A 25,213-nucleotide genomic window follows, 5' to 3' on the forward strand; every position below is an offset into this window, starting at 1 on the left:
TTTTTTGTACTGCTATTGCTTTTTAAAAGCTGGACGGACTTTAGGGATGGACTTCAGTTCGCGTTTTTTCAATCGGCGCTTGAGTCGTTTCAACCTGAGGATATTGGCTTAAAATTGCCGCTAATCGTCCATCGCGTCGCATACTCTCTAAACCTTGATTAAAATCTGTCACTAACTGCGGATGATCCGCCATAGCCAAAGAGATCCCTAAATGAAATACCTCAGTCGCTATGGGTTGGCCGACTTGCTCAAAGGCCCCCTCATATTCACTTGGTCCTTTTTTAATTAAATACCTCGCTAAGTTATGGCCAATCAAGACTAAGTCAATACGCTTTAAAAACAGCTTTTTGAGATTCATCTCATCCGAATTTCCTTCCTCTGTGGTAAGCCCAGCGGCGAAGATTTCTGGTGGATTAGCGTAACCGCGACCTATACCGATAGTGAAAGGTTTAAGATCTGAAAGTTGACTGAAACTCAGCGGTGAATCTTTACGTTTATAAAACACAATTTGTACGGGTTGGATAGGTGCGGAATATTGGGCCCATTGCTCGCGCTCTTTACGATACCAGAGCCCAATGATGCCATCAGCTTGGCCAGTTTTAACGAGTAAAGCCGCGCGGGCGAAGGGATAAAACTTGAGACTGGCAGTGTAACCTTGACGTTTAAAAGCTTCTTTGACGACTTGCGCAACGCCGCTCTGTTCAGGTAAAGCATCGGCATAAAAAGGAGGATAGTTAGTGGCGACTAAATGGAGTTCTCGCCCCGCAAATGCTGGGGGATAGAAGCTGAATAGAAACAAGCAAAAGCTAGATAATCTGAGTAATTTCTTCCCCATTTCTACTCCAGCAGTGAGGTGAGTCGCACTTGGCTTGAGTATAGTCAGAGTTAATTAAAACAGGCGAACTTATGGATATTAAGATGAGCGTATATTGAGAGCCATACGATTGAGTGTTATGCCGATTGAGTACCATGGTGGGCGTCCATTTTACCTTTACTTATTTATACATTCGCGCCCTAACTTATTCATGCATTAAGGCGCTAGCTCATGCACGTATTGGGGCAAAAGATATTAGTGAGGCAGGTTATAGCGAAACCTGCTCACCCTGATACAAACCTCGGCGGAGTTTGCCGGCGTCGATAAGTAACAGCTCACCGGATTTACCATTCTTAATGCTGCTATCTATCGCAATGATTTTATTATGATAAAGCCCAAGAACTTGTTCCTGCGATGTGTGCCCTACGACGATATGATCGACCTTGAAATAGCTCAGTATGCTATCGATATCTGACTCTTTCAGTTCATCTTTAAAGTAGCCACGATACCAAGTTGGACCATTGGTAAAAAACAAAAAGTTGAGTAAATCGTCTTGCTTTAAATCGGCTTTTTTATCATCTAAATGCTGACGAAATAATTGGTTAGCATCGCTGATATTTAATTTACGCTCGACCCATTCAGGGCTGATGCCACCGTGCATAAACAAGATATTATTGATTTTGACTAAGGTATGTTTGCTGCGAAGCCATTGGCCTATTTCGGTGTCTTTGTTGTAGAGCGCATCGTAGCTGCGTTTGAGTAAATCTGCCGAGACTTGATAGCGTTCGTTGACGTAGCGTAAGTCGCCGCGAAACACCATTTGCTCGTGATTGCCCATGAGTAGATGTAAGCGTCCGCCCGCAGCTTGGGCTTCTTGGTCTAAGGAATATAAAAACCACAATACTTCATTGACTTGATGACCACGGTCAAACATGTCGCCCGTCATCACCATATGACCGTCACCAAAGGCCCAGTGGTTATCTTTGTCGATAATCTGATGGGCTTTTAGCAAGTTAATCATTACATCAAACTGGCCGTGTACATCGCTAAGGGCGACAATTTTGCTGATATGGGTAAAGGTATCTGGTTCAACCGTGACAGTTTGTGTATGAAGGTGCGGTTGGGGTAATTCTCCGCAACTGGCAGGGCGAGTTAACTGCGCCTTCGCAATCGGCGTTTGTTTTAGCTCACTCTGGCAAATCCAATAGGCAGTGTCCTTTTGAGTGTCATCTAAAAACACATAAGGGCCATCGGTGACGCTGTTTTCTTGAACTTTTAGCTCTAGCTCGGCTTCACTTGCATTGGCCGCTAATGAGGTCAACGCCAGTGAGGTAAAGGGGAGTGCGGTGACAAGCCATAACAGGGGCGTGAATTTTCTCTGTTGCTTGAGTATCCATTGGCTGGCTCGGCTAAGTCGCGTCATAGATAGCGTGATTGGATGAGCCCCGACTGGCATCGAATTGATTCGCATTAGACCGCATCCTTGTTCTTGTTTTAGTTATTCATTCTGTCATTTTAGACACTTGAGTTGATGAGTCTTCAACGTGCAGCTTGACGAATTCAATTTCAAGCGCTTAATCCAAACGCTTAATCACAAGTGCTTAATCTTAAGTACTTAATGTCAAGTGCTCAACCTATTCAAAACACTAAATCATACGGATAAGGCTTAACATCGGCAAGTCGTGAGGCTGGCTAAAGTAAACTTGTCCGCCTCGTTATTCAGTTATTCCATCATTGCATGTCTATAAGTGCATGACTGTCGTTACATTGTATTGGCAGTTACATGGCATTGACGACGGTATAACTATCAACAAACTGCTCGAAACTGACGATTTTTCCGCTGTGTATTTTCCATAAATGGGCGACTCGGGCGCTAAAATACTTGCCCGTTTTGACATAGGTACCTGAATAAGTGCCGAAGGCAAAAACCTTATCACCCTGCGCCACATAGTCTTCGATATCGACGCGATAGTTATTCCATTCTTTTTCGAGGCGGGCGAACACATTGGCGGCTATCGCGCTAAAACCTATGTAAGTGCCCGCATAGGGAAAACCTGCCGCCTCTGTCCAGCGTGCGTCATTTGCCAGTGCATGCTCAAGATTTTTAGCATTTTCGGCTGAGCTATGTCCCTCGTAAGTACTTTTGACAAGTGCAAGATTCGCATCAGTTTGCCTTGCTGTTTCGATAAGATTTAACTGAGCAGGCTCACTCACTAAAGAGCTTGTTGGAACACTATTAAGCGTTGGCATGATTACGACTCAAACTGTGCTTCAAGATGGCTTAACCACTGGGCGGGTTGGCCATAAAAGCGGTTGATATTAATGGCGGTGATGTTGCCGTCATCATCCTCTATAGCCATTGAAGGGAAGCCTTGGGCACCCATCAGATTCAGTAATGCTCTAGATTCAACAATATGCTCATATAGCTTGTCTTCACCTTGGGCATAATGTTGCGCAAAGCCTATAGGGTCGAGCCCAAGTTCAGCGGCTAACCTTGCGAGATTACCTTCATCACTGGCGCTGTGACCATCACGGTAATGGGCCAGTTGTACTGAGTGTAGATAGGCCAAACTGTCGCCACCCATAGCATCGACTGCGAGCATGGCTTTAATAGGAGGCGCCGAGTCGAGTACGATTGTGGTATCGCGCAGCAGACCATCAAAATAGTTTTCCCCAAAAGGTTGTCCAGTTAGCTCGGCAATACGCAGATCGTGGGGCATAACATAGTCGCGCCAGTTAGCATCGATTTGTTTACGTCTTGGGCCTGTGAGCATACCGCCGCCGTGGAGCTTAATGGTAAAGCCTGCTTTTGCGGCGGCATCGAGTAAAGGCGCTGCGGCATAACACCAGCCACATAAAGGGTCGATAATGGCGTGCAGAGTGCGCTCTTTGGCCGTTGCTGTGCTGCTGGTTGTGCTAGTTGGATGAGTTGTTGGCTGAGTCATAGTGTTAAACCTTTTGGCTTAAGTTCGTCGCGACATTAGCGACTTAAACCCTTTGAGAAAATCGATTAAAATAGTTAGGTTGGTACCGTTATTTAGCTAAAAAAGTGGCACGCAATCGAATACGTGCCTGTCTTTAACTGTTTGCACTTAACTAGCTGTACCTAATCGCCTAGATAGATATGGCTGGGCTTACATAGGCCAGGTCATTTCGCCCATGTAAACTTTGGCGCTGATCTCAAGCCCTGCATCGGCTGGCATTTGTGGGTATAGCGCCAGCATCTTTTGGATTAATTCAGCTGAATCTTTCGAGGCTTTTGCAGCGATTTCAAAGGCTTTTACATATTCACGAGTAAAACCGATGGCGTGGGTATTAAATCGCGCTTTGCCTAAATAGTGCCCTGGGATCACTGTGGTCGGCAGCAGTTTTTCCATTGCATCTAAATGGGTTAACCATTCCTGACGCTCAGAGGCTGTTTGAGTGTCAGCCATCCAAACATGCGTGTTATCAAATACTTCCACGCCACCTGTAATGGTTTTTGCCGATGGCACCCACAGGAAAGTGTGTTTAGGGTGTTTATCATTAAAACCTTTGATAATCACTTGCTCACCGTCGATAGTAAAAGTGTCACTGTGAATCGCCTTAGGTAACACTAATTCGCTTGGCGCATTATCTTTTAAAATCGGCCCCCAGTAGGCGAGTTTGCCTTCCATTGAGGCTTTAATCGCATCGACAGTGGTTTGAGTCGCGACGATTTGTGCATCGGGGAAATTCTTTTTAATCACGGCTAAGCCGAAATAGAAATCAGGATCGCTATGGCTGATATACACCTGAGTCAGCTTTTTACCGCTGGCTTTGATGGTGTCGACCAATGTTTGGGCATCGTTATTTTGAAATTGCGCATCGACTAGCATCATTTCACGCTCGCCGCTGATAAAGCTTGATGACACGGCAAAGATACTGTTTTCGCCCGGATTAAAATGGCTCACTTGCAATGGCGCAGCATTGACCGCGCTAAGTCCCGCCAGCAACAAGGTGGCGGCTAGGCTGATTTTAGACGAGGCCTTCAATGTGGCGTTAACTGTGTTACGTATTGCATAGGTCGATGTGTTCATTTGGGGCTCACTTATAGTCACAGGATGAAAGAGTAAAAGGTTCGATTTAGCATTCATTGATTTGCAGCTGCTGCAAAAAGTGAGTTAAGTATAGGTTGCAATAATCAATAGATAAATGCGAGTATCTGCCCATGTTTGTTGCATTAATCGGACGAATGGCTGCGTGTACTCTTAGTTATTATTCATGTGGTGACGTGAGTATGTGAGTGAACCTTCGAGTGATTTGAAAGTGAGTGATTAAACGTTATTGATTGAACGTTATTGATTGAACGCGAGTGGAGATAAATCATGGATAGACTCGAAGCGGCTAAGGTGTTTGTGACTATTGTTGAGCGCGGCAGCATGATAAGCGCCGCCAATGCCTTAGATATGTCGCGTTCTATGGTGACCCGTTACTTGAGCGAAATGGAAGAATGGTCTGGTGCTAGGTTGTTGCATCGCTCGACGCGTAGCCTCAGCTTAACGCCCGCGGGTGAGCAAGTGCTGGACTATTGCCATCGGCTGCTCGAACTGGCTAACGAAGTGCCTGCGGTAAGCCACGCCGCTGTGGCGATTCCGCGGGGCTTGTTGCGTATTAGTTGCTCCCAGTTTTTGGCGCATCAGATTTTAGCGCCCGTGGTACAGCAATATTTAGCCAGTTATCCGCAGGCGAGCGTGAATTTCCACGTGAGCAGCCAAACCGTCGATTTAGTCGCCGAGCGTATTGATCTGGCTATTCGCATCACCAATGAACTCGATCCCAATCTTATCGCTAGGCGCTTAGGGGAGTGTGAGTCTGTGGTGTGCGCCGCACCGAGTTATCTTGCAGCGCGCGCCGCCGTGCTGCATCCCGAGGATTTAACTCAGCATAACTGTTTAACCTATTCTTATTTTGGCGATGTGATGTGGCGCTTTTATAAAACCGATGTAGGGGCGAAACAGGCTCAAGCGTTGAACTCCGATCCTAAGTCAAACCAAGGTCAGGTATTTAACGTGCCGGTGAATGGTAATTTCAGCGCCAATGATTCCATGGTGGTGCTTAATGCCACGCTGGCTGGTGAGGGAATTGCTATGCAGCCGGTTTGGGCGGCGAAACCCTATTTAGACTCGGGTCAGCTAGTGCCTTTATTAACTGAGTTTAAGCCTCTGTCCCTCGGTGTGTATGGCGTGTATCAATCCCGCAAACACATGCAGCCTGCACTTAGGGTGATGATGGACATGCTGGTGGCCTACTTTGCCAGCTTGAATTGAAATAGTGTTAGTTTGAAATAGCACCTTTGAAATAGTGCCAAAGTCTACAGCACTCATAGCGTAATTGGATGCCATAAAAAAGGAGCTTAACCCTTTCGAGTTAAACTCCTCAGATTTACACTTGCCTAGATTCTAGATCTACTTAATCATCCGCTTGTATTTCAAGCGGTGTGGCTCAACCACATCGGCGCCATAGGTGTTCTTCAACCATGCCGAGTATTCTGTGTAGTTACCTTCGTAGAAGTTCACTTGACCTTCGTCGCGATAATCCAGAATGTGGGTCGCGATACGGTCGAGGAACCAACGGTCATGCGAAATCACCATAGCGCAACCTGGGAATTCCAGAATCGCTTCTTCCAGTGCGCGCAGGGTTTCAACGTCTAAGTCGTTGGTGGGTTCGTCGAGGAGTAATACGTTACCGCCCGCTTGCAGCAGTTTGGCTAAATGCACGCGGTTACGTTCACCACCAGATAAAGTACCGATGACTTTTTGCTGATCGCCACCACGGAAGTTGAAGCGGCCTACATAGGCGCGGCTCGGAATTTCCATGTTGTTGATACGCATGATGTCTTGACCACCGGAAATTTCTTCCCAAATGGTGTTCTTATCATTCATCGAATCGCGGAACTGCTCAACCGAGGCCAGTTGCACAGTATCACCCAGCTCAATGCTGCCGCTGTCTGGCTTTTCTGCGCCGGATAACATGCGGAACAGGGTCGATTTACCCGCGCCGTTGGCACCGATAATGCCGACGATCGCGCCCTTAGGCACAGAGAACGACAGGTTGTCGATCAAAACGCGGTCACCGTAAGATTTGGTCAGGTTATTCACTTCAATAACCTTGTCACCTAAACGAGGTCCGGGCGGAATAAACAGCTCGTTGGTTTCGTTACGTTTTTGGTAATCGTTAGTGTTCAGTTCTTCAAAGCGTGCCATACGGGCCTTGCCTTTAGACTGGCGGCCTTTCGCGCCTTGACGTACCCATTCCAATTCTTTGGCAATGGTCTTTTGGCGAGCGCTTTCGGTAGCCGATTCTTGCTTCAGACGGGCATCTTTCTGCTCAAGCCATGAAGAATAGTTACCTTCCCACGGAATACCTTCACCGCGGTCGAGTTCTAAAATCCAGCCAGCAGCATTGTCGAGGAAGTACCTGTCATGGGTAATCGCGACCACAGTACCAGCATATTCCTGCAGGAAGTGCTCAAGCCAAGCCACAGATTCAGCATCCAAGTGGTTGGTCGGTTCGTCCAGTAACAGCATTTCTGGCTTTTCAAGCAGCAAACGACAAATCGCTACGCGGCGACGTTCACCACCGGATAATACTTCGATTTTTTCATCCCAATCAGGCAGACGCAGGGCGTTGGCGGCGCGCTCAAGGACGTACTCTAAGTTATGGGCATCTTGGGCTTGAATAATGGCTTCGAGTTCGCCTTGCTCTTTCGCAAGGGCGTCGAAATCGGCGTCCGGCTCGGCGTAGGCCGCGTAAACGGCATCGAGGCGAGTTAGGGCATTTTTTGCCTCTGCAACCGCTTCTTCAATCGCTTCACGCACGGTTTGATTCGGATCGAGTTTAGGTTCCTGCGGCAGGTAACCGATTTTCAATCCCGGCATTGGGCGCGCTTCACCTTCAATTTCGGTGTCAATACCCGCCATAATGCGCAGTAGCGTCGACTTACCTGAACCGTTGAGGCCGAGTACGCCAATTTTGGCGCCGGGGAAAAAGCTTAAAGAAATATCTTTAAGGATCTGCTTCTTAGGCGGAACAATTTTACCCACCCGCAGCATGCTGTAAACAAACTGAGCCATTTTTCTCTATCTTAAGTGACTAATGATGCGGCTAATTCTACTCGATTGCGCGCCGAACTCAACTCGACAATGAGCCAAGTTCAAGCACTATCTGCAGGAATTTCATGTTTCAAATACTGGGATTGTGACCGCGTTCCGAGTAGAATACCGCGCAACCCTACCTATAAGAATTGGCAGCTGGAGTAAGCAATGCTGAAAAAAGATATGAATATCGCAGATTATGATCCGGAACTGTTTAACGCAATTCAGAATGAAACTCTGCGTCAAGAAGAGCATATTGAGCTGATTGCTTCTGAAAACTACACCAGTCCACGCGTGATGGAAGCGCAAGGTTCACAGTTAACCAATAAGTACGCTGAAGGCTATCCAGGCAAGCGTTACTACGGTGGTTGTGAGTATGTGGACGTAGTTGAAACCTTAGCGATTGAACGTGCTAAACAACTGTTTGGCGCAACTTACGCTAACGTACAACCTCATTCAGGTTCACAGGCAAACAGCGCGGTTTACATGGCATTGTTAAAACCTGGCGATACCGTACTGGGCATGAACTTAGCTCATGGTGGTCACTTGACCCACGGTTCTCCGGTTAACTTCTCTGGCAAACTGTACAACATCATTCCTTACGGTATCGACGAGTCTGGCAAAATCGACTACGACGAGATGGAGCGTATTGCCTTAGAACACAAGCCTAAGATGATGATCGGCGGTTTCTCTGCCTATTCAGGTATCGTTGATTGGGCAAAAATGCGTGAAATCGCAGACAAAATCGGTGCTTATTTATTTGTCGATATGGCACACGTTGCCGGTCTTATTGCTGCGGGCGTTTATCCAAACCCAGTACCACACGCGCATGTTGTGACATCTACGACCCACAAAACCTTAGCGGGTCCTCGTGGTGGCGTGATCCTATCTGCTGCTGACGATGAAGACTTGTACAAAAAGTTGAATTCTGCGGTATTCCCAGGCGGTCAAGGTGGCCCATTGATGCACGTTATCGCCGGTAAAGCGGTGGCGTTCAAAGAAGCCCTAGAGCCAGAATTTAAAGTGTACCAACAGCAAGTGGTTAACAACGCTAAAGCTATGGTTGAAGTGTTCCTTGAGCGCGGTTACAAAATCGTCTCTGGCGGAACCAGCAACCACTTAATGCTAGTTGACCTGATTGGTCGTGACTTAACGGGTAAAGAAGCCGATGCCGCCTTAGGTAGCGCTAACATTACCGTGAACAAAAACTCAGTGCCAAACGACCCACGTTCACCCTTTGTGACCTCAGGTGTGCGTATCGGTACGCCAGCCATTACGCGCCGCGGCTTTAAAGAAGCGGAATCGAAAGAGCTGACTGGCTGGATTTGTGACATCCTTGATGATGCAAGTAATCCTGTAGTGATTGAGCGTGTTAAGGGCCAAGTACTGGCACTGTGTGCACGTTTCCCTGTTTACGGTTAATCTGTAAATAGTCTCCTTTTTGTGGTGCTGAGCCTAACAAGCATCAGGTGGTTAACCTCAGCCCATAAATAGGATAAAATCCCATGGCCGCATTAAGCGGCCATTTTTATTGGTAAAATCTTAGGCTTAAATCCATAGCGTTTGACTGAGATTTAACAGGTAAACCTATTAACGCTTTACGACCATTCACTGGCAGGAGGCTCAATGCATTGTCCATTTTGTAGCGCGACAGATACTAAAGTCATCGATTCCCGATTAGTGGCAGAAGGCCACCAAGTGCGCCGTCGCCGAGAATGCACCGAATGTCATGAAAGATTTACCACCTTCGAAGGCGCCGAATTAGTCATGCCTAGGGTGATTAAGCGCGATGGTTCACGCCAACCCTTCGATGAAGAAAAACTCCAAGGTGGCATGTTGCGCGCCGTTGAAAAACGTCCCGTATCTATGGATGAAATCGAGCAAGCACTCAGCAAAATCAAGTCTACTCTGCGCGCCACTGGCGAGCGGGAAGTGCCGTCAGAAATGGTGGGTAACTTAATGATGGAGCAATTGATGAGCCTCGATAAAGTCGCCTACATACGTTTCGCTTCTGTGTACCGTGCCTTCGAAGACGTGTCTGAATTTGGCGAAGCCATCGCCAAACTGCAAAAGTAGTTATTCAGCTTTTGTCGCCTAAAAAGGCAGGCGTGCAGTTGCTAACAGCATGAAAAGAAAGATTTTATAAGACTGGTGAAAGCCGAAACCTTTAACAACAGGGTTGAACATGAGCTTGAACATAAGTTGGTCCGTACTCGATACCCAAATGATGAGCCGCGCGATTCAATTGGCGCGCAAAGGCTTTTACACCACGAGACCCAATCCCAGTGTGGGCTGCGTTATCGTTAACGATAACCAAATCATCGGTGAAGGTTATCATCAAAAAGCGGGTGAGCCCCACGCCGAAGTGCACGCACTACGTATGGCTGGTGAACATGCCCGTGGCGCAACCGCCTATGTCACCCTAGAGCCCTGCAGTCATTATGGCCGCACGCCGCCCTGCGCCTTGGCGCTGATCAATATTGGCGTTAAGCGTGTGGTGGTGGCGGTTGAAGATCCTAATCCGCAAGTGGCTGGGCGCGGTATTAAAATGCTGCGCGACGCCGGTATTGAAGTGGATGTGGGATTACACCGTGATGAAGCCTATGCCTTGAATTTAGGCTTTATGAAGCGTATGGAATCAGGTTTACCTAGAGTCACTGTAAAATTAGCCGCGAGTCTCGATGGTAAAACTGCGCTGTCTAACGGTGTGTCTAAATGGATAACCGGTCCAGAATCTCGCCGCGACGTGCAGCGATTACGTTTACGTTCCTGCGCTTTGGTCACTGGGATTGAAACCATATTGGCGGACGATCCCTCACTCAATGTGCGTTATCAGGAACTTGGCAGCTTAAAAGACAGTGTAACCGAGGCGCAATTACTACAGCCATTAAGAGTCATACTCGACAGTCGCGCCCGTTTGCCGTTATCGGCCGCCTGCTTGACTATCGTATCGCCCATACTCTTGGTCTCGACCGTGGCTTATCCCGCAGACTTTCAAGCACAATTGCCCTCCCATGTGAGTTGCCTCGTGTTACCTGCAATTGCAGGTCGCGTCTCATTGCCTGAACTATTAAGCTATTTAGGCCAAAGTTGTAATCACGTGCTGGTGGAAGCGGGTGCAACCTTAGCGGGCGCATTTTTAGCGCAGGGTCTGGCCGATGAGTTAGTGCTGTACCAAGCGATGAAAATCCTCGGCGGGCAAGGGCGTAATCTGCTGCAGCTACCCGATTATCAAACCATGGCGCAAATTCCTGCATTAATGTTGGTCGATGAGCGCAAATTAGGGCCAGATACCCGTTTAATCTTGAGCGTTAAGCCTGATACCTCTTTATCTAAATCGAATTGGAGCAAGATAACCGTTTAACCTTGAGCGTTATGCTTGATACTTCTTCATTTAATTAGGGCAAGATAACCGTTAAACCTTGAGTCTTATGCCTTATTACTTCTTTATCGAATAAGTGAGTTAACCATGTTTACTGGGATTATTGAAGCTGTTGGCACCCTGCGAAAGCTTGAACGCAAGGGCGATGATATTCGTTTGACCGTGGCGAGCGGCAAACTGGATTTAAACGATGTGCGTTTAGGCGACAGCATTGCCACTAACGGTGTGTGCTTAACGGTTGTGCAGCAATTAGCCGACGGTTATGTGGCTGATATCTCTGCCGAAACAGTGAGTCTAACCGGCTTTGCTCACTACAAAGTGGGTACTAAGGTGAATCTTGAAAAAGCCGTCACCCCAACCACACGTTTAGGCGGCCACATGGTCAGTGGCCATGTAGACGGTATTGCAACGGTTGAGCAACGCTTAGTGCGTGGTCAAGCTATCGAGTTTTGGCTAGCCGCACCCGCAGAGCTTGGGCGTTACATTGCCCATAAAGGTTCCATCACCATTGATGGCGTGAGTTTGACGGTTAACGAAGTGGACGGCAGTCGATTCCGCTTGACCATAGTGCCGCATACCGCGGGGGAAACCACGTTAATCGACCTGCAAGCGGGCGATAAGGTGAATATCGAAGTGGATTTAATCGCCCGTTATCTTGAACGCTTGATGAATTATGATGGCAAAGACAGCAAGAGCGGCGGTGTCACCATGGAAATGTTAGCCCGTGCCGGCTTTGTGCGTTAGTGCACAGGAGCAGATTATTTAACTTAAGCTTATCGGCAGCTTAGGTTATTTAGGTATAGAATTTCATAATAACAGCAAAATCAGAAGGTCCTACAATGGCGCTGCACAGTATAGAAGAGATCATCGAAGATATTCGTCAAGGCAAAATGGTTATTTTGATGGATGACGAAGACAGAGAAAACGAAGGTGATTTGATCATGGCGGCCGAAATGGTCACGCCAGAAGCGATTAACTTTATGGCGAAATATGGCCGTGGGCTCATTTGCCAGACCATGACTAAAGCCCGTTGCCAGCAGTTAAACCTGCCTTTAATGGTGACGAATAATAACGCCCAGTTCTCGACTAACTTTACGGTTTCTATTGAAGCGGCGGAAGGTGTGACTACCGGTATTTCGGCCCACGATCGTGCTGTAACGGTGAAAGCGGCTGTGGCTAAAGAGGCTAAAGCATCTGATTTAGTGCAACCAGGGCACATCTTCCCGCTAATGGCACAGGACGGCGGCGTATTAACCCGCGCAGGCCACACTGAAGCTGGCTGTGATTTAGCCCGTCTTGCGGGACTTGAGCCATCGGGCGTTATCGTTGAAATTTTGAACGAAGACGGCACTATGGCACGTCGCCCAGATTTAGAGATTTTCTCCGAGTTGCATGGCATCAAAATCGGCACTATCGCTACTTTAATCGAGTATCGCAATACCAAAGAAACCACGGTTGTGCGCGAAGCTAAATGCAAACTACCGACCCGTTTCGGTGAGTTCGACATGGTGACTTTTAGAGACACTATCGACAATCAACTGCATTTTGCCTTAGTCAAAGGTGAGGTGAAAGAAGATTGTTTGGTGCGCGTGCATTTGCAAAATACCTTCAACGATTTACTCCACTCAGAGCGCGATCAGCAACGCAGCTGGCCACTCGAAAAGGCGATGGAGCGTATTTCTGCAGAAGGTGGCGTATTGGTTTTACTCGGGAATCAAGAACATCCCTGTGAAATTCTCTCTAAGGTGAAAGCCTTTGAAGCTGAAGATCAAGGCCAAGCGCCTGCTTCTGCAAAATGGCAGGGGACGTCGCGCCGAGTGGGTGTTGGCTCGCAAATTCTCGCTAGCCTTGGCGTGACTAAGATGCGTCTGCTCAGCTCGCCTAAACGCTACCATTCACTTTCAGGCTTTGGCCTTGAAGTGACTGAGTATGTGGCGGACTAAAACCCAAAGTTACACTGAAGTAAAATTAACAATTTCTGATAATTTGCATAGGGCTCTGGGCAATTGGCTGTGATATCATGTCGCCACTTTTCGCCCCGAGCTGGGTGCTTTAGCTAAATTAGGTAAGATAATGAACATAGTTCAAGGTAATATCGAAGCGAAAAATGCCAAAGTTGCGATTGTAATTTCGCGTTTCAACAGCTTTTTAGTTGAGAGCTTGCTTGAAGGTGCACTTGACACGCTGAAACGTTTTGGCCAAGTCAGCGACGACAATATCACTGTTGTCCGTGTACCAGGTGCGGTTGAGTTGCCGCTAGCTGCGCGTCGCGTAGCTGCCAGTGGTAAATTCGACGGTATTATCGCATTAGGTGCGGTGATCCGTGGTGGTACTCCTCATTTTGATTTTGTTGCAGGCGAATGTAATAAAGGTCTAGCTCAAGTTGCTTTAGAATTTGATCTGCCTGTTGCTTTCGGTGTTTTGACCACTGATACCATTGAACAAGCGATTGAACGTTCAGGTACCAAAGCGGGTAACAAAGGCGGCGAAGCTGCTCTAAGCCTACTTGAAATGGTCAATGTTCTGCAAGAACTTGAACAACAGTTGTTATAGTAGGAAAAATAATGAAGCCTTCTGAGCGCCGCAAGGCCCGCCGTTTAGCCGTTCAAGCCATCTATTCATGGCAACTAAGCGGGAATAATATTGCCGATGTCGAGCATGAGTTTTTAACTGAACAAAGTCTCGACGGTGTTGATGTAGCTTATTTTCGTGAGCTATTTTCAGGCGTTGCAACGAAGAAAACCCAATTGGATGAGCTGATCATCCCGCATCTGGAACGCCCGATTGATGAAGTGTCTCCAGTAGAGAAAGCCATAGTTCGTTTAGCGACCTATGAGCTGACTTTCCGTAAAGATGTGCCATACAAGGTCGCGATTAACGAAGCGATTGAGTTGGCAAAAGCTTTCGGTGCGGACGAGAGTCATAAGTTTGTGAACGGACTGCTCGACAAACTGGTTGCACGCAAGTAATAAAGACAAACGGTATCTTAGGATACCGTTTTTCATTGCTAACAAAGGTGGCCGATGTAAGTCGTGCCAAACTGTACAGTGAAAGAATTCCAATTAATTGAATGTTATTTTAGCAACCGCGGCCCCACTCGCCGTGATGTGAAGCTTGGCATCGGTGACGATTGTGCTTTAGTGCAACCTGCAGAAAACAAGTCGATCGCTATCTCCTGTGACACCTTAGTTGAAAATGTCCATTTCTTCCCCGATATGCCTCCTGCTGCCTTAGGTTACAAAGCTTTAGCGGTAAATTTATCTGATCTGGCTGCCATGGGCGCTGAACCCGCGTGGATGACGCTTGCCTTAACGCTACCCGAAGTCGATGAGACTTGGCTAAGTGGCTTTAGTGAAGGTTTATTTGAAGCGGCCGATTACTATGGCATCGCCTTAATTGGCGGCGATACGACTCGTGGTCCACGGGCGATTAGCATCACTGTGCACGGCCAAGTCCCACAGGGTAAGGCACTCACGCGTCATGGTGCTAAAGCCGGTGATTGGATTTATGTCACGGGCACGCTCGGAGATTCGGCTTTAGGTCTGGATATCATTCGCGGCGCGCAACAGGCTAGAGCCGAGCATAAAGAATTCCTGATCAATCGCCATTATCGTCCAACACCAAGAGTTTTAGCGGGCCAAGCTTTGCGTTCGCTTGCCTCCAGTGCAATCGACCTTTCCGACGGGTTTATCTCGGATATCGGTCATGTGCTTAAGGCTTCGGCAGTCGGTGCTGTGGTGGACGTTAATTGCATCCCGCTTTCACGCGCGATGCAAGATACCGTCAGCGAGGAGCATGCCTTAGGTTATGCGCTGACGGGGGGCGAAGATTATGAACTGCTGTTCACCGTTCCTGAGGCGCAAAAAGGTGCGCTTGAGACAGCGTTGAGCCATGCAGGAGCAAAGTTTGTTCGCGTTGGACAAATTTGTGCAGGCAGTAAGCTCAAGTTGCAACTTAATGGTGAGCCGTTTACACCGCCGTATCACGGTTTCGAGCACTTTTAAGCGAAGAGCATGTTAATGAAATGGTTGTCAAAGGATCAGGTGCTAACGCGCCTGTCATTAAAAAATCCTGTCCACTTTTTGGCACTCGGTTTTGGTAGCGGACTCGCCGCTAAAGCGCCTGGTACTTTCGGTACCTTAGCAGCCATTCCCCTCTATTTATTGATGGCGCCATTACCGCTCACTTGGTATATCGGCTTAACCTTATTGAGCGCATTTGCGGGATTTTATATCTGCGGTAAAGCCGCTCAAGATATGGGGGTACACGATCACGGTGCGATTGTGTGGGATGAAGTGGTTGGGCTACTGATCACTATGATAGCGGCACCAGCAGGTTGGGGTTGGTTGTTAGTCGGCTTTGGTCTATTTCGCTTTTTCGACATCATCAAACCTTGGCCTATTCGATGGCTCGATGCCAAAGTTCATGGTGGCTTTGGCATTATGATTGACGATGTGTTAGCGGGCGTGTTTTCATTTATTTGTCTGCAAGGGCTAGTCTGGTGTGTTAGCTAACATTATCGTTAACCTAACATGATAGTTAACCCGACATGTTCGTTAGCATCTCCATCAACTAACCCTTAGTTTTTGATATGGCCCCTTAGCTTGTGATCTAGAGTGTGTAGATTCAAGCGTTTAGCTACCTCATTCGTTATCTAAACCATACTACTATTGCAGCAGTTCCCTTGCGTTCGCGAGGGTATTGCTGGTGATAGTATCGCCACCTAACAGTCTTGCAAGCTCTTGGATACGCTGCTCACGATCGAGCGATTTCATTGTGGTCTCAGTACTGCCTGCCTTATTAAATTTATCGACGAACATGTGTTGATGACCATTGCCCGCAACTTGCGGCAAGTGAGTCACGCACAGTACTTGGGTCGATTCCCCTAAGCTGCGTAACATGCGGCCCACCACTGCTGCGGTGGGGCCGGAAATCCCGACATCCACCTCATCGAAAATTAATGTCGGTGTGGCAACTTTCTTCGCGGTAATCACTTGGATCCCTAGCCCTATCCGTGAGAGCTCACCGCCAGACGCGACTTTCGAAATCGGTTGCAAAGGTTGGCCAGGGTTAGTGGTTACCATAAATTCGATATTGTCACTGCCATTGGCTGACATTTGCTCGGGGTGGAAATTGACTTCGATCGTAAATTTACCCTTAGGCATATTCAGTTCGTGGATTGACTGAGTCACCAGTTTGTCGAGTTCTTTAGCATAGCGGGCACGGCTTTGGCTGAGCTTTTGCGCATTGCTAAGATAAGCGGCTCTACTTGCCTCGACTTGAATCTGAATTTCTTCAAGTTTACTTTCATCACTGTCTAAGGTGCTTAGCTCAGCCTTTAATGCTAAATGATGCTCGGCCAGTTTATTCGGGCTAACATGATGCTTACGCGCCAGTTGCATGGCTTTTGATAGCCGTTCTTCTAAATAGGCAAAGTGGGTTGGATCGAGTTCAAGTTTACTCAAATAGTGCTGTAATTCGCCTGCACTTTCTTGCACTTGGATTAAGGCATCATTGAGCATAGTGTTGATATTGCTTAATGCGGGATCGTAGCTTTGCAGATCTTCGGCGAGGGAAACGACTCGGTTGAGTAGCGACTCTATATTGTTCTCTTCGCCCTCTGTGAGTATATCTAAGCTCGCCTGACAGGTATCAATCAACTCAGTGCCATTAGCCAGACGTTTGTGCTCTTGCTCAATCTCATCGAACTCATCAACTTTAAGATCAAACTCATCGAGTTCTTCTACTTGATATTGCACTAATTGCTTACGGGCAATACGTTCATGCTGGGAGGCTTCGAGTTGTTTTAGATCGGCCTCAATTTGCTTGCAGCGTTGAAAGCTAGCGGCAACCGTATCTATAAGCAATCTGTGGTTGGCATAACTGTCGAGCAGGGTGAGTTGATGTTCACTTTTTAACATTGCATGGTGCGCATGTTGACCGTGAATACCGATAAGCAACTGACCCAGTAATTTTAGCTGCGTCAGCGGCACTGGATTCCCATTGATGTAGGCGCGTGAACGGCCATCGCTACCAATAGTCCGACGTAGAATGCACTCATCATCGAGTTCAAGATCGTTATCTTCTAACCAACGTTTCGCCAGTGGAATATCATCCAAGGAAAAGCGGGCGCTGACCTCGGTTTTATTGGCTCCGGGACGAACACTGCTGGCATCGGCGCGATTGCCTAGGCATAGGCCTAGCGCATCGATGGCAATCGATTTACCCGCACCGGTTTCACCTGTGATGCTGGTCATACCGGGGCGAAAATCCAGTTCTAAAAAACGGACGATAGCGAAGTTATTAATGCTGAGTTGGCAAAGCATAGTGAATTCCTGTCGAAAAACATACCAAACCACTGTATTGATAAACAGTATATACTGATTTTATATACAGTAAAGTGGCTTGGGTGAAAAATCGACATTATCGACAGTAAATATTTTTAATTAACTGATTATGCATAGGTTCTTACTAAGCTTTCTAAGATAGGTAAACTGAAGAAAGTGACTAAGGTGCCAAATAGAATGCCTTGAGCACTGGTTGAAGCCTGAGTGTTATAACGCTGGGCGAGTAAGTACACGCTAGCCGCGGTGGGCAGTGCGCTCAAGATCACGCCCATGATCAGGTAGTCACCACTTACTCCAAAACGGTTAAGCATAAAGTAGACGAGTGCCGGTTGGATAGCCAGCTTGAAGAGGTTGATAAGGCTCAGTTCGATAAAATTCTTGGGGCTAAATACGCTGCTATCTTTCTGGTAGCGCATCGCTTTGGCGAGTACCATGCCGATAGCAAATAGGGCGCAGGGGCTTGAGGTATTGCCTATTTGCTGGATCATTAGCGCCAGCCCAGAGGGCAGTTTTATCTCTAGCGCTGAAATGCCGACGCCAATCAAGCTACCAATAACGATAGGGTTTTTACCGACCGCCATCATCATTATGACTAAGGCGTGGTGTTGTCTTTGGGTGTTAGTGGCCAGTTCCATCGAGACTAAGGCGACGGCAAACATCAGCACGGATAATAAGCTGGCAATCGCGGCGGCAACTAAGGCACTTTGCTGCTGCGGGAATAAGATGATAAGCAGTGGAATACCAATAAATGCCGTATTACCAAAGGTGGCATTGAGGGCTCGAATGGCGGCAACCGCATGCTGTTTAGGGTTAGCAAGCAGCGAGAGCCCAAGGCAGACAAGATAAGTAATCACCATAGCCGTGCTGTAGCCCGCAATGAATCCCCATTGCAAAATTTCATCAATCGGCTGCTGGGCGAGGGCGATAAGCATGATCGCAGGGAACGCAATATAGTACACATACTGGTTTAGCACTTGATCCGTATTGACGGGCAAGAGTTTTAATTTTTGCACTAGTGTGCCGAGCAACATGGTCCCGAAGACGGCAAACAGAGGGGTTAAAATGGTCATTTCCCTCACTCATCCTTACGATTAAATTTGAATAAACTCAGCCACCACCGTTATTTCTACTATCACTATGATTTTGGGTGGGCGCTTGCCTTTTTTATGTCACGTTAGAACCAGAACTAGCGCCAGCGCAGTAAAACTCGCCACAAAATAACATATCATTTCAGTCTAAGGCTATTGCGCTATGGTCGTATAAGTGGATTAATTGATGTTTAAAACACAATGACTTAGCGTACGCTGTGATTGTTGATGACTTTATATAGTGCCTAAAGTGGGCAGCTAGAACAGAATTAGGACATGCAATGAGTGATGATTTAAGCGCTGAACTACAACTTGTCTATCTTTTTGTGCATTTAGTCAATGCGGGCAGTTTTTCGCAGGCGGCGAAAGAGCTCGATATGCCCATCGCCACTGTGAGCCGCAAGTTAGCGAAGTTGGAAGAGAAGCTCGATAAACAGCTTTTTATGCGCAGCACCCGCAAGTTGCGACTGACAGAGGAAGGGCTGGCGCTCTTTCAACGCTACCAGAGTGTGGTTGCTCAATTTGATGAACTAAGTGGTTTAGGCAGTGATAAACCCGAGGGAACCTTACGCATCGCCGCGCCGATTTCGATTATTTCCATCGTGTTTATTCAAGCATTGAATGAGTTTGGCCGTTTGTATCCTGATATCCGTTTGCACATTTCCCAGAGTAATGAGTTAGTAGATTTGATCGACAAAGGCATAGATGTGGCGATTGTTGGCGGAGCTCAGCCTGATTCTTCTTGGGTGTCGAGTACCTTAGGCGAGCTCGACTATTGCCTGTTTGCCACACCAGAATATTTGGCTCAGGCACCTAAACTTGTGCATCCCGATGATCTTGAAGCCCATCAACTGATAAAAGTCTGGCCGCTGTTTAATTGGCATTTAAAGCATCCAAGCGGCGAGTCTTTTTATTTTAATGGCCCGACTAAGCTCACCCTCACGGACTTACACGGAGCGATTCAGGCGACCTTAGGCCATGGCGGGATCTTGTATGGTCCTGAACTGTTTGTAAAACAGCAGATTAAAGAAGGGAAACTTAAAGTATTACTGCCGGAATGGATTGGCGAGCAGAGGCGGATTTCGATTTTATATCATCAGCGCAGCCAGCAGCCGCTAAAGGTAAGAGTCTTTATTGAGTTTATGCAGTCAAAGGCGCCAGAGTTATTCTCTATGCGTTGATTTAACCGAGTTATTCTTTAATAAGGGAACTGATTTTTAGCGTCTTTTAGGTTTTACGGTGTTTTTGCTCATGGTGTTTTGCGTTTGTTTTGCGTCTTGCAGGCTGGAGCGTGTCGCGGGCAGTATGCCGAGTTCTAAGAAGTATCCCACTAAACGCCGTAGTTCAAATAAAGAACCGATACGCTGTTGATCTTTGATGGTCAGTTTCCAACTGTCGGTGCGTCCTTCGCTATTGGTTAAGATAAATCCTTGATAAACAATCTTTCTCATTGGAATAACTCAATCTTTATTGATGCTATTTATAGCAACTGGATATCTTTGACGGGATTCGTTGGTGAGGGTGTAAAACGATGATCCCTTTCTTATTCTGCATGGATAATAGGTGCTTGAGTAACCCCAAGCACCTCATCAGTTAAGCTACGCTGATACCGATATTTGATACGCCAGCTTCGATAATGTCTTTGCGTAAACCTTTGACCAGTTCTGCGGTGATCTTCGGATTTTCTTCAATAATTTCCAGCAGAGAATTTTGTAATTCTTTCTCTTCCTCCATGACTTCATGGGCGAAAACGAAATCATCTAATGCTTCATCCACCAAATCGACATCGCTGATCGCTTCGATGTAGTTAGCCACTGTGCTGGATGATAATTTGCTGATATTGACTATGTCTTCTTCAATTTTGCCTTGAATCGCACCCAGTAAGGTCGATATGGCGACCACTGCATCCATAGCAGGATAGACGCCATAGGCTTCAAAATCAGCAGGATCTGGGGTGTTATCTTCCAGGCGTTGCAGATGCACATCGACATTGAATTTGAGCTTGGAGTCGTACTGGGATTGCCACAATAGTTCTAATGCGGTACTCAACACTGTAGGATCGCCAAACTCACAGACTTCGGAAAACAGTTGATAGTTGGGCAACATACGTTGGCAAAGTGCAGTGGCAAAGAGTTGTTTTTGTGGCAGTGTTAACGCCTTGAGACGTTTAAAGAAGCCCGTTTTTTTGGTCATCTGTTATTTCCGCTGATAGCTGTGATATCACTTGATTTGCCGCAGATTCTACCTTAGTTAACTCATCAAGTAACTCTAGTATTTCGGGTTCGAGATCTTCAACCGATGTTTCACGTTTTAGTGCCGATTCAATTTCTTGGCATAACCTTTGTGTGGTGGGCACGCCGCAGTAGCAGCTCGCACCATGCAGTTTATGGATAGTACTGAGCATGACAGGGTGATCGTTTTGACTTAGTGCCGTTTGAATCGTCGCCACGGTTTGCGGCAATGAGTCGAGCAACATTCTGAGCATATCTAAGGCGAGATCGGCCTTGTGATTGGCTTGGGTTAAGCATAAATCCCAGTTCAGCGTATGCAGGTCAAAATGGGTGAACTTAGGTCGAGTGATCCAGCGATGAATAATGTCTTTGAGCGCCGCTTCATCAATAGGTTTAGGTAAATATCCGTCCATACCACTGCCTAAAATCAGTTCGCGTTCTTCGGCAATGGCATGGGCTGTCACGGCAATTATCGGCGTGTTGCGGTTCATCGAGCCTTGGCGAATTTGCTTCGTGGCGCTAATGCCATCTGTGCCAGGCATTTGGATATCCATAAAAATCAAGTCGAAGGTGCGAGTCTTCGCCTGTTTAACTGCCTCATCACCACTGTTGACGGCAACCACAGTCGTCACTAATTCGCTGAGTAAAGTATCAATCAGTTTTAAGTTGGCAAAGTTATCATCTACCGCTAGCACGGTTAAGGATTGGCGCGCAACCGGCGTTGATATTGTCGCAGGGGCTATGATGTCGTACTCCATCGGTGGATAGAGTAAGTTGCGCGCAAGCTGATGCTCACTGACTGGCAGAGACAACACCACATCGGCATTCGGGCGAATAAATTGGGTTAAGGCATCCTGTTCTTGGCAATCGTATAGCACTATAAGGCAATCTGTTTTGGTCTTCGCCAAGTTTAGTGTACTCACCAGTTGTTTTGAATCGCTAAACCCATGGCAACTCAAGAGAACATAGTCGTATGGCGCTTCAGCCGTGGCGAGCGTAGTCAACAAGCTTGGTATATGCTGATGATGGGTGACTTTTGTATCCCATTGATTCAATTGGCGGCTTAATACTGCGTGGGTGAGTACTCGCGGTTCGTAAAATAGTATGGTTTTGTCTTTGAGTTTTTCGAGTGGCAGTGAGTCACCGATTTGGAATTGACCTAAGCCGAGCGGCAAACTGAACCAGAAGTTTGAGCCTTTTTCTGGGGATGAAGTAAAGCCGATTTGGCCACCCATTTGATTCACTAAACGTTTAGTGATCACTAAACCTAAGCCAGTGCCACCAAAGCGGCGCGAAATCGACGAGTCTGCTTGGCCAAAGGCTTGGAATAAAAAGTCCTGTTGGCTTTCATCGATACCAATACCTGTGTCGACCACATCACAGCGCAGTACCACTTGTTCATCCGATTGGCTCTGCAGTTCGATTTTGACCATCACGCTGCCAGAGTCAGTAAATTTAATCGCGTTACCAACCAAGTTATTGATGATTTGGCATACGCGCATGGCATCGCCATTGACATTGTCGGGCACGTTGGGGGCGATATCGACGACGAGTTCTAGGCCTTTGGCCTGTGCGCTGCCCGAGATCAAGGTAATCGTATCGCTTATGGTTTCCCTAAGGCCGAAGGGCATGTTTTCTAACACCATTTTACCGGCTTCGAGTTTAGAAAAGTCGAGAATGTCGTTGATGATACCCAGCAGGTTAGTGGCGCTGCGTTCTATGGTCTTGATGTAATCGACTTGGCTCGAATGCAATGGTGTTTTGACTAATTGCCGCGCAAAACCGATAACACCATTGAGTGGCGTACGTAACTCGTGGGACATATTCGCTAAGAATTCAGATTTAATTCGGCTGGCTTCTAGGGCGCGTTTTTTAGCTAAATCCAGCTCGACGTTTTGGATTTCAATCTGCTCTAAGGTTTCCCGCAGATCCGACGTTGCTTGGTCGATATTTTGCTGCATCTCATCATGATATTCCGACAACGAACCTGCCATGGCATTGATGCCGCGTTTGAGTAAGTCCAGCTCACCAATCAAGTTGCCATCTAAGCGGGCGTCTAATTTACCTTCACGGATTTTAGCGACGACGCGCACCATTTCAGTAATGGGCTGAGTGACGTTTTTCACTAGCCGGAAAGTAAATAGCAGGTTTAACTGCACGCCGATCAACACGATAATAAAGGCGGCGACAGCGGCTCTATGTTGCTCTAACAAGGCGCGTTCTTTATTGATTATTATCGAGATATAACCTAAAAGATGACCATCGTCTGTCTGGATATCGTAATTAGCGGGAGCAGCAATGGGGCCTGTGGCAAAAATGGGCGTCCGTAAAATAAGGCTGTCGTCCACATGTTCAATTTCGGTTTTATGCAGCGTGTTGAGGGCTTCTTTGTAGCGCATAATCTCAAAGTCTTTGTGATAGTGGGAGGTCACAAAGAGTTGATTATTGGCATCGAAAATCGCGATGGATTTTACTAAGGTGGATTTGTTGAGCTGTGCCGCCGCGAGTAAGCGTTTGGTCGCCTCGCGATCATTCGCCACTAAGCCGATTTCACTGGCAATCGACAGGGGCTCGATAATATTGCTGCCCTGTTCGGCGAGCGTATCTTCGAGCTCATAAAAACGGTTTATGGTAAAGTAGCTGCCCAGAAGGATACCGACCAAGATTGTTGGCGCGAGCGCCAGCACAAGAACCCAAGAACGTAGGCTGTATTTGGTCATGTTGTTGACAGGGTTCATAGCAGCGGCGGTGTTTCCTGTGACAGAGACTAAGATAATTTTATAAGACTGCCAGAAAGAGGGCGGTCTTTGCCAGTATTTTATTGATTTAGAGGCCGAAATGGCGCAATTTTTTAAAGCAAAACCAAATAGTTCCAAACAGTTGTCGGCTAAGTTATCGCTGAGCGTAGAACAGCTCGATCACTTAGGCGCAGGTATAGCACAACATCAAGGTAAAGTCGTGTTTATCCCTGGCGCTTTGCCCGATGAAACCGTGACGGTACAGCTCACCGAGCAAAAGAAAAATTATGCCCGTGCCAAGTTGATTAAAGTCGATTCATCAAGTCCTGAGCGCGTTGAGCCTGAGTGTCCACACTACCACACCTGCGGCGGCTGCGACTTACAGCATATGTCATTATCGGGTCAGCGTGAGCATAAAGAAGCCGCGTTGCTGGATATTATGGCTAAGTTTGCTGGCACTGAAGGTGGTGCTTTATCGCCCGCACTCACGGGGGAAGGTTGGCATTATCGTCGCCGCGCCCGTCTTGCAACTTTATTTGATAAAAATACCAAACATTTAAGCTTGGGTTTTCGTGCCGCCAGTAGCAGCAATGTGGTGCCAATCAGCCAGTGTCTGGTGTTAGCTAAGCCGTTATCGGACTTGATCGTCCCCTTTGCTAAGTTGCTGAACCAATTGTCAGCTAAATCCAGCTTAGGCCATCTTGAGTTGATTGCCGCCGATAATGGTCATTTCGCTGTGCTGCGGATCACTAAGGCGTTAAACGATAAAGATCTCGCTAAGTTGTCAGCCTTTGCTGAGCTGCATCAGATCCATATTTGTCTGCAGGATAACGAAGGCCAATTCCAAGGCGTCGGCGCCGAGTTAGTGTTACCGGTTTATCAACTGTTAGATGAAAATGTGCAGTCGGAAGCGGTGAGCTTAAGTTTCACCCCAGGTAACTTTGTGCAAGTGAACGGACAGATTAACAAGGCCATGGTCGCTCAAGCGATGGATTGGTTAGCGCCAGCGCCAGATGAGCGCATTTTGGATTTGTTCTGCGGCATGGGTAATTTCAGTTTGCCCTTAGCGAAAATGGGCGCTGATGTGATTGGCGTCGAAGGGGTTGCCGAAATGGTGACTCAGGCACGGGTGAACGCGAAAGCTAACAATCTGGATAAACTGACCTTTTACCACGGCGATTTAAGTGCGGATTTATCCCTTGAGCCTTGGATGGGCAAGATTGATAAATTACTGCTCGATCCCGCTCGTGCGGGGGCATTTGAAAGCTTGCAATGGCTAAAGAAAATGAAGCCGCGCAAAGTCGTGTATGTATCTTGTAATCCTGCGAGCTTAGCCCGCGATAGCGCAGTACTGTTGGAGCGCGGTTACCGATTACAGCAATTAGGACTTATCGACATGTTCCCACAAACACACCATATCGAAGCCATGGCACTGTTTGAATTAACCAAGTAATTTGCGCTGGCAAAGTAAGCAAAGCGTTTGAATAACGTAAAAAAT

General features: G+C 47.2%; 23 protein-coding genes. 12 read left to right on the forward strand and 11 right to left on the reverse strand.

Annotated elements, in window-relative coordinates; translation table 11 throughout:
- Positions 1-40 precede the first annotated feature (40 nt).
- The 5 genes from L5M11_RS02500 to L5M11_RS02520 all read right to left on the reverse strand — a co-directional run bounded on the left by L5M11_RS02500 (position 41) and on the right by L5M11_RS02520 (position 4,872).
- Complete coding sequence (locus L5M11_RS02500) at positions 41-835, reverse strand: substrate-binding periplasmic protein (RefSeq protein ID WP_263140189.1); 795 nt, start codon at positions 833-835, stop codon at positions 41-43.
- Positions 836-1,082: 247 nt separating this feature from the next.
- Entirely contained in the window at positions 1,083-2,285 is a 1,203-nt protein-coding gene (locus L5M11_RS02505; RefSeq protein WP_263186090.1) for a metallophosphoesterase, read from the reverse strand.
- A 308-nt stretch (positions 2,286-2,593) separates the two neighbouring features.
- Positions 2,594-3,064 carry a nuclear transport factor 2 family protein gene (locus L5M11_RS02510; protein ID WP_263186092.1) on the reverse strand — a complete coding sequence of 157 codons (471 nt, stop codon included), beginning with the start codon at positions 3,062-3,064 and terminating at the stop codon, positions 2,594-2,596.
- 2 nt (positions 3,065-3,066) lie between these two features.
- Positions 3,067-3,759 carry a DsbA family protein gene (locus tag L5M11_RS02515; protein ID WP_131523576.1) on the reverse strand — a complete coding sequence of 231 codons (693 nt, stop codon included), beginning with the start codon at positions 3,757-3,759 and terminating at the stop codon, positions 3,067-3,069.
- A 189-nt stretch (positions 3,760-3,948) separates the two neighbouring features.
- Positions 3,949-4,872 (reverse strand): MBL fold metallo-hydrolase, encoded by a 924-nt coding sequence (locus tag L5M11_RS02520; protein WP_263186096.1) that lies wholly within the window; start codon positions 4,870-4,872, stop codon positions 3,949-3,951.
- Positions 4,873-5,160: 288 nt separating this feature from the next.
- Between L5M11_RS02520 and L5M11_RS02525 the strand changes: the two genes are divergently transcribed.
- Positions 5,161-6,102, forward strand: a complete 942-nt coding sequence (locus tag L5M11_RS02525; RefSeq protein WP_212599293.1) for a LysR family transcriptional regulator — start codon at positions 5,161-5,163, stop codon at positions 6,100-6,102.
- Between the two features lie 138 nt (positions 6,103-6,240).
- Here L5M11_RS02525 and ettA read toward each other — a convergent pair whose 3' ends face one another.
- Positions 6,241-7,908 (reverse strand): energy-dependent translational throttle protein EttA, encoded by a 1,668-nt coding sequence (ettA, locus tag L5M11_RS02530; protein ID WP_028761391.1) that lies wholly within the window; start codon positions 7,906-7,908, stop codon positions 6,241-6,243.
- A gap of 189 nt (positions 7,909-8,097) precedes the next feature.
- Between ettA and glyA the strand changes: the two genes are divergently transcribed.
- From glyA to L5M11_RS02575, 9 genes are all read left to right on the forward strand, one after another.
- Positions 8,098-9,351: a serine hydroxymethyltransferase gene (glyA, locus tag L5M11_RS02535; protein WP_263140204.1), complete on the forward strand. Its 1,254-nt coding sequence runs from the start codon at positions 8,098-8,100 to the stop codon at positions 9,349-9,351.
- 204 nt (positions 9,352-9,555) lie between these two features.
- Complete coding sequence (gene nrdR / locus L5M11_RS02540) at positions 9,556-10,005, forward strand: transcriptional regulator NrdR (RefSeq protein WP_006082643.1); 450 nt, start codon at positions 9,556-9,558, stop codon at positions 10,003-10,005.
- Positions 10,006-10,114: 109 nt separating this feature from the next.
- Positions 10,115-11,293: a bifunctional diaminohydroxyphosphoribosylaminopyrimidine deaminase/5-amino-6-(5-phosphoribosylamino)uracil reductase RibD gene (gene ribD / locus L5M11_RS02545; protein WP_263140207.1), complete on the forward strand. Its 1,179-nt coding sequence runs from the start codon at positions 10,115-10,117 to the stop codon at positions 11,291-11,293.
- A 105-nt stretch (positions 11,294-11,398) separates the two neighbouring features.
- Positions 11,399-12,055, forward strand: a complete 657-nt coding sequence (locus tag L5M11_RS02550) for a riboflavin synthase (protein ID WP_263140209.1) — start codon at positions 11,399-11,401, stop codon at positions 12,053-12,055.
- A gap of 95 nt (positions 12,056-12,150) precedes the next feature.
- A complete protein-coding gene (gene ribBA, locus L5M11_RS02555; RefSeq protein ID WP_263191259.1) occupies positions 12,151-13,254 on the forward strand; it encodes a bifunctional 3,4-dihydroxy-2-butanone-4-phosphate synthase/GTP cyclohydrolase II in 1,104 nt (367 codons plus the stop codon).
- A 130-nt stretch (positions 13,255-13,384) separates the two neighbouring features.
- Positions 13,385-13,864: a 6,7-dimethyl-8-ribityllumazine synthase gene (gene ribE / locus L5M11_RS02560; RefSeq protein ID WP_113939351.1), complete on the forward strand. Its 480-nt coding sequence runs from the start codon at positions 13,385-13,387 to the stop codon at positions 13,862-13,864.
- A gap of 11 nt (positions 13,865-13,875) precedes the next feature.
- Entirely contained in the window at positions 13,876-14,280 is a 405-nt protein-coding gene (gene nusB, locus L5M11_RS02565) for a transcription antitermination factor NusB (RefSeq protein ID WP_006082638.1), read from the forward strand.
- A gap of 78 nt (positions 14,281-14,358) precedes the next feature.
- Positions 14,359-15,315, forward strand: coding sequence for a thiamine-phosphate kinase (gene thiL / locus L5M11_RS02570; protein ID WP_049821775.1), 957 nt, complete (start codon positions 14,359-14,361; stop codon positions 15,313-15,315).
- A 15-nt stretch (positions 15,316-15,330) separates the two neighbouring features.
- Positions 15,331-15,825: a phosphatidylglycerophosphatase A gene (locus L5M11_RS02575; protein ID WP_263140216.1), complete on the forward strand. Its 495-nt coding sequence runs from the start codon at positions 15,331-15,333 to the stop codon at positions 15,823-15,825.
- A gap of 153 nt (positions 15,826-15,978) precedes the next feature.
- On the opposite strand, the gene recN is transcribed toward L5M11_RS02575, so the two are convergent.
- Both recN and L5M11_RS02585 read right to left on the reverse strand, forming a co-directional pair.
- Positions 15,979-17,637: a DNA repair protein RecN gene (recN, locus tag L5M11_RS02580; RefSeq protein ID WP_263162017.1), complete on the reverse strand. Its 1,659-nt coding sequence runs from the start codon at positions 17,635-17,637 to the stop codon at positions 15,979-15,981.
- 128 nt (positions 17,638-17,765) lie between these two features.
- The gene (locus tag L5M11_RS02585) at positions 17,766-18,728 is read right to left on the reverse strand and encodes an AEC family transporter (protein WP_263191260.1); all 963 of its coding nucleotides are present in this window, start codon (positions 18,726-18,728) and stop codon (positions 17,766-17,768) included.
- A gap of 299 nt (positions 18,729-19,027) precedes the next feature.
- Here L5M11_RS02585 and L5M11_RS02590 point away from each other — a divergent pair, with 299 nt between their 5' ends.
- The gene (locus tag L5M11_RS02590) at positions 19,028-19,927 is read left to right on the forward strand and encodes a LysR family transcriptional regulator (RefSeq protein WP_263140224.1); all 900 of its coding nucleotides are present in this window, start codon (positions 19,028-19,030) and stop codon (positions 19,925-19,927) included.
- A gap of 36 nt (positions 19,928-19,963) precedes the next feature.
- Here the strand turns inward: L5M11_RS02590 and L5M11_RS02595 are convergent, their stop codons facing one another.
- The 3 genes from L5M11_RS02595 to barA all read right to left on the reverse strand — a co-directional run bounded on the left by L5M11_RS02595 (position 19,964) and on the right by barA (position 23,715).
- Complete coding sequence (locus L5M11_RS02595; protein ID WP_131523583.1) at positions 19,964-20,197, reverse strand: DUF3319 domain-containing protein; 234 nt, start codon at positions 20,195-20,197, stop codon at positions 19,964-19,966.
- A 142-nt stretch (positions 20,198-20,339) separates the two neighbouring features.
- Complete coding sequence (locus L5M11_RS02600; protein ID WP_028761381.1) at positions 20,340-20,939, reverse strand: YjaG family protein; 600 nt, start codon at positions 20,937-20,939, stop codon at positions 20,340-20,342.
- A complete protein-coding gene (barA, locus tag L5M11_RS02605; RefSeq protein ID WP_263191261.1) occupies positions 20,914-23,715 on the reverse strand; it encodes a two-component sensor histidine kinase BarA in 2,802 nt (933 codons plus the stop codon). The genes L5M11_RS02600 and barA overlap by 26 nt, the downstream gene beginning before the upstream one ends.
- A gap of 100 nt (positions 23,716-23,815) precedes the next feature.
- Here barA and rlmD point away from each other — a divergent pair, with 100 nt between their 5' ends.
- A complete protein-coding gene (rlmD, locus tag L5M11_RS02610; RefSeq protein ID WP_263191262.1) occupies positions 23,816-25,168 on the forward strand; it encodes a 23S rRNA (uracil(1939)-C(5))-methyltransferase RlmD in 1,353 nt (450 codons plus the stop codon).
- Positions 25,169-25,213: the final 45 nt, after the last annotated feature.

This window comes from Shewanella sp. SM87 (genome assembly GCF_025653705.1).
GTDB lineage: Bacteria > Pseudomonadota > Gammaproteobacteria > Enterobacterales > Shewanellaceae > Shewanella > Shewanella oncorhynchi.